Origin of the sequence: Rhodoferax sp. GW822-FHT02A01, from assembly GCF_038784515.1 — a bacterium.
In the GTDB taxonomy this organism is placed as follows: Bacteria; Pseudomonadota; Gammaproteobacteria; order Burkholderiales; family Burkholderiaceae_C; genus Allorhodoferax.
This window is the reverse complement of the sequence record NZ_CP152376.1, coordinates 4681497-4696083: the sequence shown is the minus strand read 5'-3', so window position 1 is coordinate 4696083 and position 14587 is coordinate 4681497. Positions and strand designations below refer to the sequence as shown.

13 protein-coding genes, 1 tRNA gene and 1 riboswitch are annotated in these 14587 nt (G+C 58.5%); of the genes, 9 read left to right on the top strand and 5 right to left on the bottom strand.

Features of this window, described 5'->3' with window-relative positions; translation table 11 throughout:
* Positions 1-11 precede the first annotated feature (11 nt).
* Positions 12-140, bottom strand: a riboswitch (ZMP/ZTP riboswitch).
* Positions 141-157: 17 nt separating this feature from the next.
* Positions 158-967 carry a lytic transglycosylase domain-containing protein gene (locus tag AAGF34_RS22290; RefSeq protein ID WP_342617893.1) on the bottom strand — a complete coding sequence of 270 codons (810 nt, stop codon included), beginning with the start codon at positions 965-967 and terminating at the stop codon, positions 158-160.
* A 701-nt stretch (positions 968-1668) separates the two neighbouring features.
* On the opposite strand from AAGF34_RS22290, the gene AAGF34_RS22285 reads away from it, so the two are divergent.
* Both AAGF34_RS22285 and AAGF34_RS22280 read left to right on the top strand, forming a co-directional pair.
* Positions 1669-4332, top strand: a complete 2664-nt coding sequence (locus AAGF34_RS22285) for a DUF349 domain-containing protein (protein WP_342617892.1) — start codon at positions 1669-1671, stop codon at positions 4330-4332.
* Positions 4333-4384: 52 nt separating this feature from the next.
* A complete protein-coding gene (locus AAGF34_RS22280; protein ID WP_342617891.1) occupies positions 4385-6037 on the top strand; it encodes an HD domain-containing phosphohydrolase in 1653 nt (550 codons plus the stop codon).
* On the opposite strand, the gene AAGF34_RS22275 is transcribed toward AAGF34_RS22280, so the two are convergent.
* The 4 genes from AAGF34_RS22275 to AAGF34_RS22260 form a co-directional block, all read right to left on the bottom strand.
* On the bottom strand, positions 6015-6794 hold the full coding sequence (locus AAGF34_RS22275; protein ID WP_342617890.1) for a UDP-2,3-diacylglucosamine diphosphatase: 780 nt from the start codon (positions 6792-6794) through the stop codon (positions 6015-6017). The two genes, AAGF34_RS22280 and AAGF34_RS22275, sit on opposite strands and share 23 nt — an antisense overlap.
* Before the next feature lie 15 nt (positions 6795-6809).
* Entirely contained in the window at positions 6810-7316 is a 507-nt protein-coding gene (locus AAGF34_RS22270; protein ID WP_342617889.1) for a peptidylprolyl isomerase, read from the bottom strand.
* A gap of 3 nt (positions 7317-7319) precedes the next feature.
* Positions 7320-7907, bottom strand: a complete 588-nt coding sequence (locus AAGF34_RS22265) for a peptidylprolyl isomerase (protein ID WP_342617888.1) — start codon at positions 7905-7907, stop codon at positions 7320-7322.
* Between the two features lie 71 nt (positions 7908-7978).
* Positions 7979-8521 (bottom strand): tetratricopeptide repeat protein, encoded by a 543-nt coding sequence (locus tag AAGF34_RS22260; protein WP_342617887.1) that lies wholly within the window; start codon positions 8519-8521, stop codon positions 7979-7981.
* A 226-nt stretch (positions 8522-8747) separates the two neighbouring features.
* On the opposite strand from AAGF34_RS22260, the gene cysS reads away from it, so the two are divergent.
* The 7 genes from cysS to AAGF34_RS22225 all read left to right on the top strand — a co-directional run bounded on the left by cysS (position 8748) and on the right by AAGF34_RS22225 (position 14586).
* The gene (gene cysS, locus AAGF34_RS22255; protein ID WP_342617886.1) at positions 8748-10142 is read left to right on the top strand and encodes a cysteine--tRNA ligase; all 1395 of its coding nucleotides are present in this window, start codon (positions 8748-8750) and stop codon (positions 10140-10142) included.
* Complete coding sequence (locus tag AAGF34_RS22250; RefSeq protein ID WP_342617885.1) at positions 10142-10792, top strand: DNA-3-methyladenine glycosylase 2 family protein; 651 nt, start codon at positions 10142-10144, stop codon at positions 10790-10792. Before cysS ends, AAGF34_RS22250 begins: the two co-directional genes overlap by 1 nt.
* Before the next feature lie 49 nt (positions 10793-10841).
* A complete protein-coding gene (locus AAGF34_RS22245) occupies positions 10842-11819 on the top strand; it encodes an acetyl-CoA carboxylase carboxyltransferase subunit alpha (RefSeq protein ID WP_342617884.1) in 978 nt (325 codons plus the stop codon).
* Positions 11820-11831: 12 nt separating this feature from the next.
* Positions 11832-12806: a tRNA lysidine(34) synthetase TilS gene (gene tilS, locus AAGF34_RS22240; protein ID WP_342617883.1), complete on the top strand. Its 975-nt coding sequence runs from the start codon at positions 11832-11834 to the stop codon at positions 12804-12806.
* Positions 12807-12810: 4 nt separating this feature from the next.
* Positions 12811-14091 (top strand): aspartate kinase, encoded by a 1281-nt coding sequence (locus AAGF34_RS22235; protein ID WP_342617882.1) that lies wholly within the window; start codon positions 12811-12813, stop codon positions 14089-14091.
* A 25-nt stretch (positions 14092-14116) separates the two neighbouring features.
* Positions 14117-14209 (top strand) — tRNA-Ser (locus AAGF34_RS22230).
* A 125-nt stretch (positions 14210-14334) separates the two neighbouring features.
* Positions 14335-14586 (top strand): hypothetical protein, encoded by a 252-nt coding sequence (locus AAGF34_RS22225; RefSeq protein WP_342617881.1) that lies wholly within the window; start codon positions 14335-14337, stop codon positions 14584-14586.
* The last annotated feature ends 1 nt before the right edge of the window (position 14587 follow it).

The following is a 14587-nucleotide window of genomic DNA, read 5'->3' as shown; positions in this document are numbered from 1 at the left end:
GTGGTTTGACACAGGGCTGCCCAGGCGAACGGCTGATCGCAGCGACTTATCACCATCGTGCGGCACGCTCCCCTGTGGTATCCCACATCAGCCCTGAAAACCGGTTGGTCAAGGGCCTATCGCCAGTCGCGTGCAGTGCGAGTTTAACTGAGCCGGATCAGGAACTGAAAAGGCTGGCCACGGTTTCCGTTTGTGGCTTGGCAGGCGATGAGGCTTTTACCGGTACCGACGTTGTGTTTAGCTGAGGGACGGAGCGACCTGCAGCGACCTGCTGTAGGCGAGCGTGCTCGGCCATCACCTTGGCGGCGTAGCCACCGTCTTCATCCAGATTGCCCGCGCCTACGTAGAGCTTGAGTCCACCCTCCAGCGAGCCAGCGCGTGCCACGCACTCCTGCAGCACTTTGACGCCCACGCGAAGATTGGTGAGCGGGTCAAAGGCGGCGAACTGGCCACCGAAGAATTGGTACTTCTCGCTATGCACCTTGGTCATGACTTGCATCAAGCCTTGGGCGCCCACATTGCTTTGGGCAAATGGATTGAATCCCGACTCCACGGCCATGACAGCCAGGATCAGCGTTGGGTCGAGCTTGTTCTTGGCGCCTGCGTCATAGGCTTCGGCAACGAGCGCACTAAGGGGTTCTGGCGCAATGCCGTACTTCTTGCTGAGCCAATAGGTGATGGCCGCCTGTTGCTTGGGCAGGCTCTTGGGGTCAGCGGCTGTGGCGCGGTCTACAGCGTCGGTATTGCTGACAAAGCCGTTGATGGCGGCTTGGCGTTCCTGCAGCCAGGTGATGAGTTGTGCCTCGCCAGCATCCCGCAGTTCGGGGCGGGCAGCCAGTGTGATGATGGCAAACATCACGGCCAAGCCCAGCAGGGCGAAACCGTTGTGTGTGATTTCAAAAAAGCCCTGGGCGATGTCGCTTACAAAAACGCGCAGCCCTCGGTTGAATTTTTCGGTCGCTGTCATAGCTCTTCCTTCTTAGGCGGGTCCCCATTCCATTGGCCGCCAGCAGAATGGCTGGAGCAAACAGTGGGTACCACGTTTGGGTTGGTACGCTATCAATATCCTGCGTCGTCCTCTAGACATGTGCAGCGATTTGAATATGCCGGGTTCGGCAGCGGATGCGGGTAATCCCTCGGGTGGTTGAGGGATGCGCGGATTCTAGGTGTTCGCATTATAACTAGTCAACCATATCAATCATGTTTTATATATGTCTTTGTTTTGACAAATGGTCGATTTCAATCCCCATGCGGGTTCCGACTGCATGGCACGTCCAGTGAAATTTCCCAATGGCACTTGCTCTGTTCATTGAAACAGCGGTTTGAAAAGCTGGGGGCATTCATCTAAAGTGCACTGGCCTGCGCAGGTGGGCATGTGTCGGCAGTAGCCAGTCCGTCAACTGAGTTGAGCGCGATAAAGCGGCCCCGACGCTCTTGGAGGCAATCCATTGCTTCCGGTCTGTCCGGTGACTTCAATCTCACCAGACAGCGAAACCAGGCGAATCAGGACAGACCGTCCCTCGCCAAGCCCGGATTTCTTGCACATCGCAGGTATCCGGGCTTTCTTTTGCCCGCAAATAGGGACTGTCAGTCGAAAAAAAGGGAATGCAGTCAATTAACAGCGAAAATAGCGGGCTGTTTTACCCATCACCTCGACCTGAGCCTACTGTGACGTCATCTCATTCCGCCAAACACACCGACATCTCCCAACTGGACGCATTGACCAAAGGTGCATTTTCCGCACCTACTGCCGGCGAGCGCGCAGCACGGGTTCGCGACTGGCTGGCAGGCAAGCCTTCATCGGAAGAGCTGGCAGAAGTATTCAAGGAGCTCAGTGTCAAAGACAAGGGCGCAGCCAAACTGGTGCGCGAGCGCCTGGACGAAGTGCGCCGCTCCAAAGGGCAGGAGGCCATGGCCGCCGAGTGGGCTGCCAAGGCACAAGCTCTGCTGGCCATAACCAAGCTCAATATTGCCGACGCACTGGCATGGCAACGCGACGCCGCCAAGGCTGGCGCGCCTTTGAGCAAAGAACCGTTGGCCACTTTGAAGCTGGAGTTGGCCGAGCGCGTGCGCGGTATCGAAGATTTACAGCATCAGGTGCAGGTGCAGCGCGAGGCCGCGGTGCTACTGGCCCAACGGATTGAAGTCCTGTCCACAAAATCCTGGAAGGATGCAGAAGTGGCGCTGGACAGCCTGAAAGTGGATGTTGAACATTGGCAGGCCCAGGCATCTGCTTTATTGAGCAATCCTGGCTGGGCCAGCGTGGATGCCAAGTTTCCTCCGTTGCTGGACGCGTCGCGGGCCCAGTTGCTGGTGGTTTGGGATGCCTTTCAGGGCGCATTGGCACAGGCTGTTGCGGCGGCCAATGACCCCAGTAGCGCGTTGCCTCCCGTTCCGGTATGGGCCGACGAGCTGCGGGTGGCACGGGGCGTGCCGGTAGAAGTTGTTTCCAAGCCGTCAAAGCCGCAAGTCGACCCGGAAGTGCGTGCTCAAGCCACCCAATCGGTCAAGGAAGCGCTGTCCAAGTTGGAGTCGGAAGTGGGCGAGGGCCACGGCAAAGCCAGCGCGGGTGCTGCTGCGGCACTGCGCCAGGCCTTGAAGGAATTTGGAAAGCTGATTGATTCAAGTCTGGAAAACCAGGCGCATGCGGCTCTGGCTGCGGCTGGTGAACTGGAAGGGTGGCAGCGTTGGCGGGCCGACCAGCTTCGCGAGGAGTTGGTCGCAAAGGCCGAAGGCCTGCTCAAGCGCCCGGAAGGTCAGGCCATTGGCGGTCGCAAGATGCAGGAAAACTTGCGCACCCTGCGCGAGCAGTGGAAGCAGACTGACCAGGGAGGTGTACCCAACCACGCCTTATGGAAGCGCTTTGATGAGGCCTGCAACGAAGCACACAAGGTCGTTGAAGCCTGGCTGGAAAAGGTCAAGGCAGAGGCGGCCGAGCACAAGGCCCAACGCTTGGCCCTGATTGAAGAGGTCAACGCCTGGGCCGAGCAAAACCGTACGGCCTTGGATGACGACTGGAAGGGTTTCAATCGCATCCTGCACCAGTTCGGTGACCGTTGGCGTGAAGGCGGTCACGTGGGTGAGAAGGTGTTTGCCGAACTCCAGCCACTCTGGAAACAGGCAATCGCCAATGCGGCGGCTCCGTTGGAGGCTCTGCAGGCGCAAAGTCTGCTGAGGCGCCAAGCCATGATTGAAGAGGCCAAGGTCCTTGGCGCGGCGCCAGTGCTGCGTGTGGATGCCGTCAAGGCGCTGCAGCAACGCTGGCAGGCCGAGGCGCACACGGTTCCCATGGACCGGCGCCAGGAGCAAAAGCTGTGGGACGCTTTCCGCAAACCCATTGATGATGCCTTTAACCGCAAGACACAGGAGCGGGAAAAAGCACAGTCCACCCTCAACGCACGTGACCGCGTAGTGCTGGAAGCCGCAAAGGCGCTGGAAGCGGCCAATGCTTCGGGTGATGCACAGGCGATCCGGGCTGCCATGGCTGCACTGGATGCGGCCTTGAGTGGCCAAGCGCTGGCTCAGGAAGAAGTCAAACAAGCCGGTGCTCAGGAGGATGCTGCCAAGGAGGCCGTTGCGCCCGAAGCGCAGCCCGCCGAGGCACAGGCCAACGAAGGTGAAGCGGCCGAGCCGGCAGCAACCGCACCGGCTCCAGTAGTGGCTCCCAAACCCAAGCCCGTGGTGGCTGTGCGGGGCGATGACCGTCCTGGCATGAAGAAAGAGGCGCCCGCTGCGCCGGCTGGAAGGGCTGGCAAATGGAATGACCGCAAAGATGCGCCCAGGGCAGGGCGGGACGGCAAGCCTGATGCCAGAGGGCGCGGGGATGAGCGCGCACGTCCTGCCGCCTGGCAAGAGGCTCCCCGTCTGGGAGATGCCGCTTTCCGGGCTCAGCGGGAGGCGCTGGAGCATGCGCAGCTCGCACTCAAGAAGCTGGCCGCCCAAGCCCATGGTGAAGCACTCAGTCAGTTGCTGACGGCCTGGGAAAAGCGTGATGCAGCGCTCTTGCCCAATGCCCAGGAGCTGGGTCCCAAGGTCACTTCGGCCACCCGCAGTGTCTGGCAACAGGCTTTGGGCGGACAGTTCAAGGCGGCTCCCAAGGGGGTGACACCGGCAGAGGCACTGTTGCGTCTGGAAATGGCGGCGGAAGTTCCCACGCCTGCCGAACACCTGTCCGCAAGGCGCATGCTGCAATTGCAACTACTGACTCGCCGCAATGATCCAGCTCCAGCGCAGACTTGGGGGCAGGATACGGCGGTGATCTTTTCTGGTGCGTACAACGCGGAAGATGCACGTCGTCTCCAAAATGCGGTAAAGGCCTTGCTCAAACGCTAGCTCCTGGCAGCGCTAGGCACGCAGTTGTGGAACAATGTTTTCGGCACATGCGATGTGCCGCCTTGGTGAACACCAGGAGGTTTATGTGGATTCGGTAGAAAACCTGTTGCGCCGCCTTGAGCAACTCAACTCCATCGGGACGGCCTTGTCCAAGGAGCGCGACATCACTCGCCTGCTTGAGAGCATCGTGGTGGCGGCCAAAACCATTACCCATGCGGACGGTGGAACCTTGTATCGCATGGCCGAAGATGGCAAGTCCTTGCGCTTTGAAATTTTGCGCACCGACTCGCTCCAGATAGCCATGGGCGGTACTTCGGGCAACCCCATCAATTTCCCTGAGCTACCGCTCTACACTGACAAGGGTGCCAACAACGACTCGCTGGTGGCGGCGTATTCAGCGATTCACAAGCAGACTGTCAACTTCGCAGATGCCTACACGGCGGAGAATTTTGACTTCTCCGGTACGCGCAGTTTCGACAAACGCACCGGTTACCGATCTCAGTCGTTTTTGTCGGTTCCCATGAAGGACCAGGACGGTGAGGTATTGGGAGTCTTGCAACTGATCAATGCCACCGATCCAAAGACTGGCCGGGTTGTCTCGTTTTCCGGCCCCGACCAAAGCCTGGCGGAGTCCTTGGCGTCCCAGGCGGCGATTGCCATCACCAACCGCAACCTGACCAACCAGCTCGAAGAGCTGTTCGAGTCGTTCATCAACCTTATCAATCTGGCAATTGACGAAAAGTCCCCGTACACGGGCGGTCATTGCCAGCGGGTGCCGGCATTGACGATGATGCTTGCCGAAGCGGTCAACGCCCATGCGCAAGGCCCTCTGGCTGACTTTGTGATGGATGACCGGGATCGCTATGAGCTCAAGATAGCCGGCTTGTTGCACGACTGCGGCAAGGTCACCACGCCCGTGCATGTGGTCGACAAGTCCACCAAACTGGAGACGTTGTGCGACCGTATACAGCTCATAGATACACGTTTTGAGGTTCTCAAGCGCGATCAGGAAATTGCTGCATTGCGGGCGCAACTGGCGTTGCGCGACGTCAAGGACGCCGATGCGGAAGGCAAGCTATGGGAACAATGCCAGGCCCAGGTCGACGCGCTGACCAGTGATCGGGAATTTTTGCGTACTGCCAACAAAGGCGGTGAGTTCATGAGCGACGCACATTTGCAGCGCGTGCGTGAAATTGGTACCGGCAAGACCTGGCGCAGTGTCAATGGTGAAGAGACGCAGTTCCTTACCGACGACGAAATGGATAACCTGACCATACGCGCCGGGACATTGAATGCCGCTGAGCGGGAGACCATCAATCACCACATCGTGGCCACGATCAAGATGCTGGAGCAATTGCCTTGGCCCAAGCATCTGCGCAATGTGCCGGAGTATGCGGGTGGACACCATGAGCGCATGGATGGCAAGGGCTATCCCAAGGGGCTGACGCGCGACCAGATGTCGGTACAGGCGCGCGTCATGGGCATAGCTGATATTTTTGAAGCGCTGACAGCGCGCGACAGACCTTACAAACCAGGCATGAAGCTGTCGCAGGCCATGTCCATCATGAACAAGTTCCGCAATACCGGGCATATTGATCCCGACCTGTTTGACGTGTTTGTGAAAGAAGGCGTGTATCTGCGCTATGCCCAGCAGTTCCTGGATCCGTGGCAGATTGACGAGGTCAATCCGCAGTCCTGGCAATAGATGCCAAAGGCAGCCGTGCCAGGTTTGCCCGGGGGCCGTCGATCGTCAGGCGAAGCACTTCGGCCCGCACCGGTTTCGCGTTGACATCCCAGTCGCTGAGAACCGTGCGCAGGCATTGTGCGCCCAATTGGTGCTGCGCCGGCTGGTGGGTGTGCCCGTGTATCAGATGCTTGCTGTGGGCGTCTTGCAGCAGTCGCAGCGCCGCTTGGATATTGACATCCGCATAGGCCGGCTGGGATTGTTTTCGGTTCTCGCTTGCGTTGCGTATTGCGCGTGCAATGCCTTGGCGCTCGGACAACGGTTTTGCCAGGAAGTCGCGCTGCCATTCACTGCTACGTACCTGTGAGCGAAATGCCAGGTATTCGTGGTCTTCGGTGCACAGTGCATCGCCATGGCTAAGCAGCCAGCGCTCTCCGCCAAAGACCAGCACGCTGGGGTCGGGTAGGGCGGTTGCCTGGCAGGCCTGCATCAGGGGTGGGCCCATCAGGAAGTCCCGGTTACCCTGCATGATGTAGAGCGCCAACCTGTCACCCGCAGCGCGCAATACGTGGACGCATTCTGCTTCAAAACTGCCCGGTTGCAATGCGTCATCGCCAACCCATACTTCAAACAGGTCACCCAGGATGAAGACCGCGTCTGCATCGGTAGATCGCATGTAACCGGCCCACGCTTCAAAGGTGTTGCGGTCAGCGTCCTGCAGGTGCAGGTCGGATATGAAGTCCACGCACCGCCAGTGGGATGGAGCCAGCAGATCCATCCCTGTCCTCAGCGTTTAAACGACAACTGCTTTTTCGATGACCACGTCATCGACTGGCACGTCGTCGTGGTAGCCCTTGCGCGTTGTCTTGACGGCCTTGATCTTGTCGACCACGTCAGTGCCCGAGATCACCTTGCCGAATACGGCATAACCCCAGCCTTGCGAAGTGGGGGATGTGTGGTTCAGGAAGCCGTTGTCCGCCACATTGATGAAGAACTGCGCGGTGGCGGAATGCGGATCGCCGGTGCGGGCCATGGCTACGGTGTAGTTGGCGTTCTTGAGGCCGTTGTTGGCTTCATTCACGATGGGGGCATCGGTGGGTTTTTGTGCCATGCCGGGCTCCATGCCGCCACCCTGGATCATAAAGCCGGGGATGACGCGGTGGAAAACGGTGTTGTTGTAGTGGCCCTTGTTCACATAGGCCAGGTAATTGGCAACCGACTTGGGCGCCTTGGCCTCATCCAGTTCCAGGGTAATGACGCCGTAGCCGGTGACGTGGAGTTCTACTTTAGGGTTGCTCATGATTTATTTAACCAAAGTGGCAGAGTTGATGACGATGGGAGTGAGGGGAACGTTCTGGTACGGGCCTTTGTTGCCGGTTGGGGCGACGCGGATCTTGTCAATGGTGTCCATGCCGGCCACAACCTTGCCGAATACGGCGTAGCCGTATCCATCGGGCGCGGGCGCGTTCAGCCCCTGATTGTCCACCACGTTGATGAAGAACTGGGCCGTGGCGGAATTGGGGTTACCGGTACGGGCCATGGCAATAGTGCCGCGATCGTTCTTCAATCCGTTTCTGGCTTCCAGGGGGATGGGTTCGCGCGTAGGCTTGTCTTTCATTTCTTGGGTCAGACCGCCACCTTGCACCATGAAGCCGTCCATCACGCGATGAAAGATCGTGCCGTTGTAGTGCTTGTCCTTGACGTACTGCAGGAAGTTCTCCACCGTCTTGGGTGCCTTGTCGGCATACACCTCCACGGTGAAGTCGCCCAGGCTGGTCTGAAACTTGACCTGGCTGGTTGTACTTGCCGCATCGGCCAGAGCCGCTGTGCTCAGGCACAGAGCGGCGGTGATTCCAAGTGCCAGGCGGCGGCTGATGTATGTCATCTTCATTGCAACATTCCTTCAAAAAATATGCGTACTCGGTCCGCTTGTGCGGGCACGGGATTGTCGCTTGGGTTGGCTCAGTTTGCTTTTGGGCAAGCACTGTCAGACATTTTGCAGGGCGCATTCACTGGCGTTTTCAAAAGCTGACGGATCAAAGTCAGTTTGGGGCCGAGTGTCGCCTGACTGGCTGGGGCGAGTTCTGCCGCTTTGCTGTAGGACTGACTCGCCAGCTTGGCGTACACATCGCCCAGATTCTCATGCGCAGTGGCATAGCCCGGATTGATGCGGATTGCCATTTCCAGTGCAGAGCGGGCCTTGTCGAGTTGGTTTTGTCCTGCGTACAGCACGGCAAGGTTGTTATAGGGTTCAGGTAGCTCAGGGTAGTCTTGCGTGAGCTGCGCAAAGGTGGCGATCGCTTCTTGAGGGTCGCCGCTATCGCGCTGGATCACCCCCTTGATGAAGCGCATTTGCGGATCTCTGGGCTGGGTTGCCAGAAACGCATCCGCCTTGACCAGGGCTGCGCTCAGCTTGCCTACGCGTACCAACTGCGTTACGTCGGCGTATTCATCCGCTCGGGCGGTCTGGCAAAACATGCCCATTCCCAAGGCGACAAGCCACAAGGACGAAAAAATCAGTGAACGTACTTGCTGCATGCAACCTCATGTGCTTTTCCTGCCCGTTGCCCAGCGAATGTGGCCCAAGTCGGGAGGCGCTTTATACTGTGGTGATTGTATCTTAGCCCCCCGAGGCAGGCGCCTGCGATAGCCGGGGCTGTGCACCTCGAAACACCCATACCCGACACCCTGTTGCAATAGCCATCAGTCCAGAGACCGATTTCACAGCCCCATGAGTTTGCGCATTCACAACACGCTGAGTCGTGCCATAGAAACCTTTGTCCCCTCAGAGCCCGGGCACGTTCGCATGTACGTATGCGGAATGACCATTTATGACCTCTGTCACATTGGTCACGCGCGCATGATGATGGCATTTGACGTGGTGCAGCGCTGGCTCAAATGCAGCGGCTATCGCGTCACCTATGTGCGCAACATCACGGACATTGATGACAAGATCATCAACCGTGCGCTCGATCGCGGTATCACCATTCGCGCATTGACTGACGAAATGGTGGTGGCCATGCACCAGGACATTGATGCGCTGGGCATCGAGCGGCCCACCATTGAGCCGCGGGCGACGGAATATGTACCGCAGATGCTGGACCTCATCAGCCAGTTGCAGAAGAAAGGTTTGGCTTACCAGTCAGACTCGGGCGATGTGAACTATTCGGTACGTAAGTTTCCTGGCTACGGCAAGCTTTCCGGCAAATCCCTGGACGAATTGCGGGCTGGTGAGCGCGTTGCAGTGCAGGATGGCAAGGAAGACCCGCTGGACTTCGTGTTGTGGAAGGCTGCCAAATCTACGGAACCCGAAGATGCCAAGTGGGATGCCGCCCAGTGGGGCCATTCTTTTGGAATTGGCCGTCCGGGCTGGCATATTGAATGCTCTGCCATGAGCTGCCAGACGCTGGGTGAAACATTCGACATCCATGGCGGCGGTGCGGATCTGCAGTTCCCGCACCACGAGAATGAAATCGCACAAAGCGAAGGCGCCAGTGGCAAGCCCTTGGCGCGCTTCTGGGTGCACAACGGCTTTGTGCGCGTGGACAACGAGAAGATGTCCAAGAGCCTGGGCAATTTCTTCACCATCCGTGATGTGCTGACCCAATACGACGCCGAGACGGTGCGCTTCTTCCTGCTGCGCACCCATTACCGCACCGCCCTGAATTACAGCGACGCCCATCTGAACGATGCGCGTAGCGGCCTCAAACGGCTGTACACCGCATTGGACCTGGCACCTACAACCGATTCAAGCGTCATCGATTGGAGCAACCCCTATGCCGCTCGATTCAAGGCCGGCATGGACGAAGACTTTGGAACCCCTGAAGCCGTAGCTGTGTTGTTTGACCTGGCTTCCGAGATCAATCGCACCAAATCGCCCGAGCTGGCGGCATTGCTCAAGTCGTTGGGTGCCTGCCTGGGCTTGCTGCAACAGGAGCCCAAGAGCTACTTGCAGGCGGGCGCCACTGTTTCTGAAGACCGCATTGCGGAACTGATTGCCGAACGTGCAGCTGCCAAGGCGGCCAAGGACTTTGCCCGGGCGGATGGCATTCGCAAGCAGTTGCTGGAAGAGGGCATTGTGCTCAAGGACTCGCCCACCGGAACCACCTGGGAAGCAGTGCAGTAATGTCGGCAGCCAAGACCCAGGAAATCATTCCCGTCACGCCCGACTACTGGGAAGAAGCGTGCAAGCATCTGGTGAAGAAGGACCGGGTGATGAGCAAGCTCATACCCCAATTCGGCGACGCCTGCCTTCAGACGCGGGGTGATGCCTTCATCACACTTGCGCGCAGCATCGTGGGCCAGCAGATCTCGGTGTCTGCTGCGCAAAAGGTATGGGATCGATTTGCACTCTTGCCCCGCAAGATCACGCCCGCCAACGTGCTGCGCCTGAAGGTGGACGACATGCGTGCAGCGGGTTTGAGTGCGCGCAAGGTGGAATACCTGGTCGATCTGGCGCTGCACTTTGACAGCGGTGCACTGCACGTGAAGAACTGGGCCAGCATGCCGGATGAGGAAATCATTGCCGAATTGGTGGCGATTCGCGGCATTGGGCGTTGGACGGCCGAGATGTTTCTGATATTTCACATGATGCGGCCCAACGTGCTCCCCCTGGATGACGTGGGCCTCATCACGGGCATCAGCCGCAACTATTTTTCGGGTGATGTGGTCAGTCGCAGCGACGCCCGCGAGGTGGCCGCAGCCTGGGTTCCATATTGCAGTGTGGCAACTTGGTATATTTGGCGGTCTTTGGACCCGCTGCCGGTCGCGTATTAACAGAACGGCCCCTTTGTGTGGGGCTTGCTTCTTTTTGAGGAGAATTGCATTGGCCAAAAGAACTTTTTTGGATTTCGAGCAACCGATTGCAGAACTGGAAACCAAAATCGAGGAGTTGCGCTACGTGCAGAACGAATCTGCAGTGGACATTTCTTCCGAGATTGATCAACTGGCCAAGAAAAGCCAGCAGCTCACCAAGGACATCTACAGTGACCTCACGCCCTGGCAGATCACCAAGATTGCCCGGCACGCTGAGCGTCCCTACACGCTGGACTATGTGTCCGAAATCTTCACCCATTTCGTGGAGCTGCACGGCGACCGGCATTTTGCCGACGACCTGAGCATCGTGGGGGGACTGGCCCGTTTCAATGGCACACCTTGCATGGTGATAGGCCAGCAAAAAGGGCGCGATACCAAGGAGCGTGGTCTGCGCAACTTTGGCATGAGCAAGCCCGAAGGCTATCGCAAGGCGCTGCGTCTCATGAAACTGGCCGAGAAGTTCAAGCTGCCGGTATTCACCTTTGTGGACACGCCTGGTGCCTACCCCGGAATTGACGCCGAAGAGCGAGGCCAGTCCGAGGCCATCGGGCGCAATATATTCGAGATGGCGCAGCTTGAGGTCCCGATCATCACCACCATCATTGGCGAGGGCGGCTCTGGTGGCGCACTGGCTATTTCGGTGGCAGACCAGGTGGTGATGATGCAATATTCCATCTACTCCGTCATCAGCCCCGAAGGTTGCGCTTCCATCTTGTGGAAGACCTCCGACAAAGCCCAGGAAGCGGCTGATGCGCTGGGAATTACGGCGCACCGTCTGAAGGCCTTGGGTCTGGTGGACAAGATTGTCAATGAGCCCGTGGGCGGTGCCCATCGCGATACCAAGCAGGCCGCGGCTTTTCTCAAGCGCGCACTGGCTGATGCCTACCGGCAGCTGGCCGACCTCAAGGTCAAGGAATTGCTGGATCGCCGCTATGACCGCCTGCAGAGCTACGGCCGCTTCACCGACACCAAAGCGGGCAGCAAGTAAGCTGCACCTGCCATGACGCAATCGCTGCAGCAGGCGATGCGTGCCTTTGACCCGGCGCTGCCCTTGGGGGTTGCGCTCAGTGGTGGAGCAGATTCCACCGCGTTGCTGATCCTGTGTGCCCGCAAGTGGCCAGGACAGGTGGTTGCACTGCATATCAATCACGGTTTGCAGGAGGCTGCCAAAGATTTTCACGCGCATTGCCAGCAGTTGTGTGAGTCGCTGCAGGTGCCGCTGCGTGTGAAATCAGTCAATGCTGCCAACGATCCCGGACAAAGCCCGGAAGACGCTGCACGCATTGCGCGCTACCAGGGCTTGGTGGAGTTGGCAGCGGAGGGCGAAACACTGCATTCCATCGCAGTCGCTCAGCATGCGGATGATCAAGTCGAAACCCTGCTGTTGGCGCTGAGCCGGGGTGCCGGCTTGGCAGGCTTGAGCGGGATGCCGTTGCACTGGGTGCGCAATGGAGTCGACTTCTATCGACCGTTGTTGGAAGTGCACGGCGCAGTGATCCGCGCTTGGCTGGAGCAGGAACACATCCGTTTTGTGACGGATCCGACCAATGCAGACGAGCGCTACACCCGCAACCGCATCCGCAAGAATTTGCTCCCGGCATTGCAGGATGCGTTTCCCTCGTTTCGCGAGACCTTTGCCCGTAGCGCACGCAATGCCGCACAGGCGCAGGAATTGCTGGACGAGATTGCGTCGCAGGACTTGCAGCAGGTCTTGCGCGAGCGCGATGGACGACCCACCATCGAGTCACTGCAACGGCTGAGCGAAGCCCGGCAGGCCAATGTCTTGCGCCATTGGCTCAAGACCCGCTTTGGAGTCATTCCTGCCGCTGCGCAGTTGCAAGAGCTGCAAAGCCAGATTGCGGCATGCACCACGCGCGGCCACCGCATCCACATCAAAGTCGGCTCTGGTTTTGTGGAGCGCAGGAGGGAAGTGCTCGATTGGTACAATCCAAAGGTTTTGCCCCACTCCAATTGATTCAATGGCTTTGATTGTTCACAAATACGGCGGCACGTCGATGGGTTCCACGGAACGCATCCGCAATGTCGCCAAACGCGTCGCCAAATGGGCACGCGCCGGTCACCAGATGGTGGTGGTTCCTTCCGCAATGAGCGGTGAGACCAACCGTCTCCTGGGCTTGGCCAAAGAGCTGGCCCCCGCCAAACCCGGCGAGGCCTATGGTCGCGAACTCGACATGCTGGCCGCCACTGGCGAGCAGGCTTCCAGTGCCTTGCTGGCCATTGCGTTGCAGGGTGAGGGCATGGAGTCAGTGAGCTATGCCGGATGGCAAGTTCCCATCCGCACCAACAGCGCCTATACCAAGGCGCGCATCGAGTCCATCGAAGACGCCAAGGTCCGCGCCGATCTGGCCGCAGGCAAGGTGGTCATCGTCACCGGCTTCCAGGGGATCGACGACGGCGGCAACATCACCACACTGGGCCGTGGTGGCTCAGACACCTCTGCGGTAGCCGTGGCTGCGGCCATGAAGGCCTCTGAATGCCTGATCTATACCGACGTGGACGGCGTCTACACCACCGACCCGCGTGTGGTGCCCGAGGCGCGTCGCCTGAAGACCGTGAGCTTTGAAGAAATGCTGGAAATGGCGTCCATGGGCTCCAAGGTTCTGCAAATCCGCTCGGTCGAATTTGCCGGCAAATACAAGGTTCCACTGCGCGTACTGAGCAGCTTTACACCCTGGGACATCGACATTAACGAAGAGGCCGCATCCGGCACATTGATCACCTTTGAGGAAGACGAACACATGGAACAAGCCATTGTTTCCGGCATTGCATTCAACCGCGATGAAGCCAAAATCTCCATTCTGGGCGTGCCCGATACCCCCGGCATTGCGTACCAGATCCTGGGCGTGATTGCCGACGCCAACATCGATGTGGACGTGATCATCCAGAACGTCAGCAAAGAGGGCAAGACCGACTTCAGCTTTACCGTCAACCGCGGCGACTATGCCAAGGCAGTGGACCTGCTCAAGACCGCCGTGCTGCCCAAGCTGGGCGCCAAGGAAGTCATTGGCGACACCAAGATCTGCAAGGTTTCCATTGTCGGCATCGGCATGCGCAGCCACGTGGGCATCGCCAGCAAGATGTTCCGCGCCCTGAGCGAGGAGGGCATCAACATCCAGATGATCTCCACCTCTGAAATCAAGACTTCTGTGGTGATCGACGAGAAGTACATGGAGCTGGCCGTTCGCGCTTTGCACAAAGCTTTTGACCTGGACCAGCCAGCGTTTCCAGAAAACGCTTGAAGTCGTGCGATAATTCGCACCGCCAGGAAACGTGACCGAGTGGCCGAAGGTGCTCCCCTGCTAAGGGAGTATGGGGTGTAGAGCCTCATCGAGGGTTCGAATCCCTCCGTTTCCGCCAAGAAGTGAAAGCCTGAGTTCCGATTCACAAGGAATTCGGGCTTTTTTCTTTGTGCCACCCTTGCGCTGACAAGTCTATTGGCTCTGTCGTACCCTGTAGGCCCACCACCCTGAAGGAGTGTTGCCATGACCAAGATGCTGGAAGTCAACATCAAGCTTTTCATCCATGCACCAGACGACTGGGAGATCCACAAGACTTCCGAAGCCACGGATGTGATCAAGTTGCCCAACGGTCAGTACCTGGATATGACCTTTACCCCCATGCTGGCACATGACCCCGAGCAGGAGTGGACCACCGAGGGTACTGATGCGCTCACGGAGGAGCTGATGGATTGGGTCGAGTACGAAGAGGTTACCTTCGAATTCGTTGGGCACTAGC

Bases quoted from the DNA above. Each gene is read 5' to 3' on its own strand.
- AAGF34_RS22290 (WP_342617893.1), bottom strand. From the start codon at position 967: ATGACAGCGACCGAAAAATTCAACCGAGGGCTGCGCGTTTTTGTAAGC.
- AAGF34_RS22280 (WP_342617891.1), top strand. From the start codon at position 4,385: ATGTGCCGCCTTGGTGAACACCAGGAGGTTTATGTGGATTCGGTAGAA.
- AAGF34_RS22275 (WP_342617890.1), bottom strand. From the start codon at position 6,794: ATGGATCTGCTGGCTCCATCCCACTGGCGGTGCGTGGACTTCATATCC.
- AAGF34_RS22270 (WP_342617889.1), bottom strand. From the start codon at position 7,316: ATGAGCAACCCTAAAGTAGAACTCCACGTCACCGGCTACGGCGTCATT.
- AAGF34_RS22265 (WP_342617888.1), bottom strand. From the start codon at position 7,907: ATGAAGATGACATACATCAGCCGCCGCCTGGCACTTGGAATCACCGCC.
- cysS (WP_342617886.1), top strand. From the start codon at position 8,748: ATGAGTTTGCGCATTCACAACACGCTGAGTCGTGCCATAGAAACCTTT.
- AAGF34_RS22250 (WP_342617885.1), top strand. From the start codon at position 10,142: ATGTCGGCAGCCAAGACCCAGGAAATCATTCCCGTCACGCCCGACTAC.
- tilS (WP_342617883.1), top strand. From the start codon at position 11,832: ATGACGCAATCGCTGCAGCAGGCGATGCGTGCCTTTGACCCGGCGCTG.
- AAGF34_RS22235 (WP_342617882.1), top strand. From the start codon at position 12,811: ATGGCTTTGATTGTTCACAAATACGGCGGCACGTCGATGGGTTCCACG.
- AAGF34_RS22225 (WP_342617881.1), top strand. From the start codon at position 14,335: ATGACCAAGATGCTGGAAGTCAACATCAAGCTTTTCATCCATGCACCA.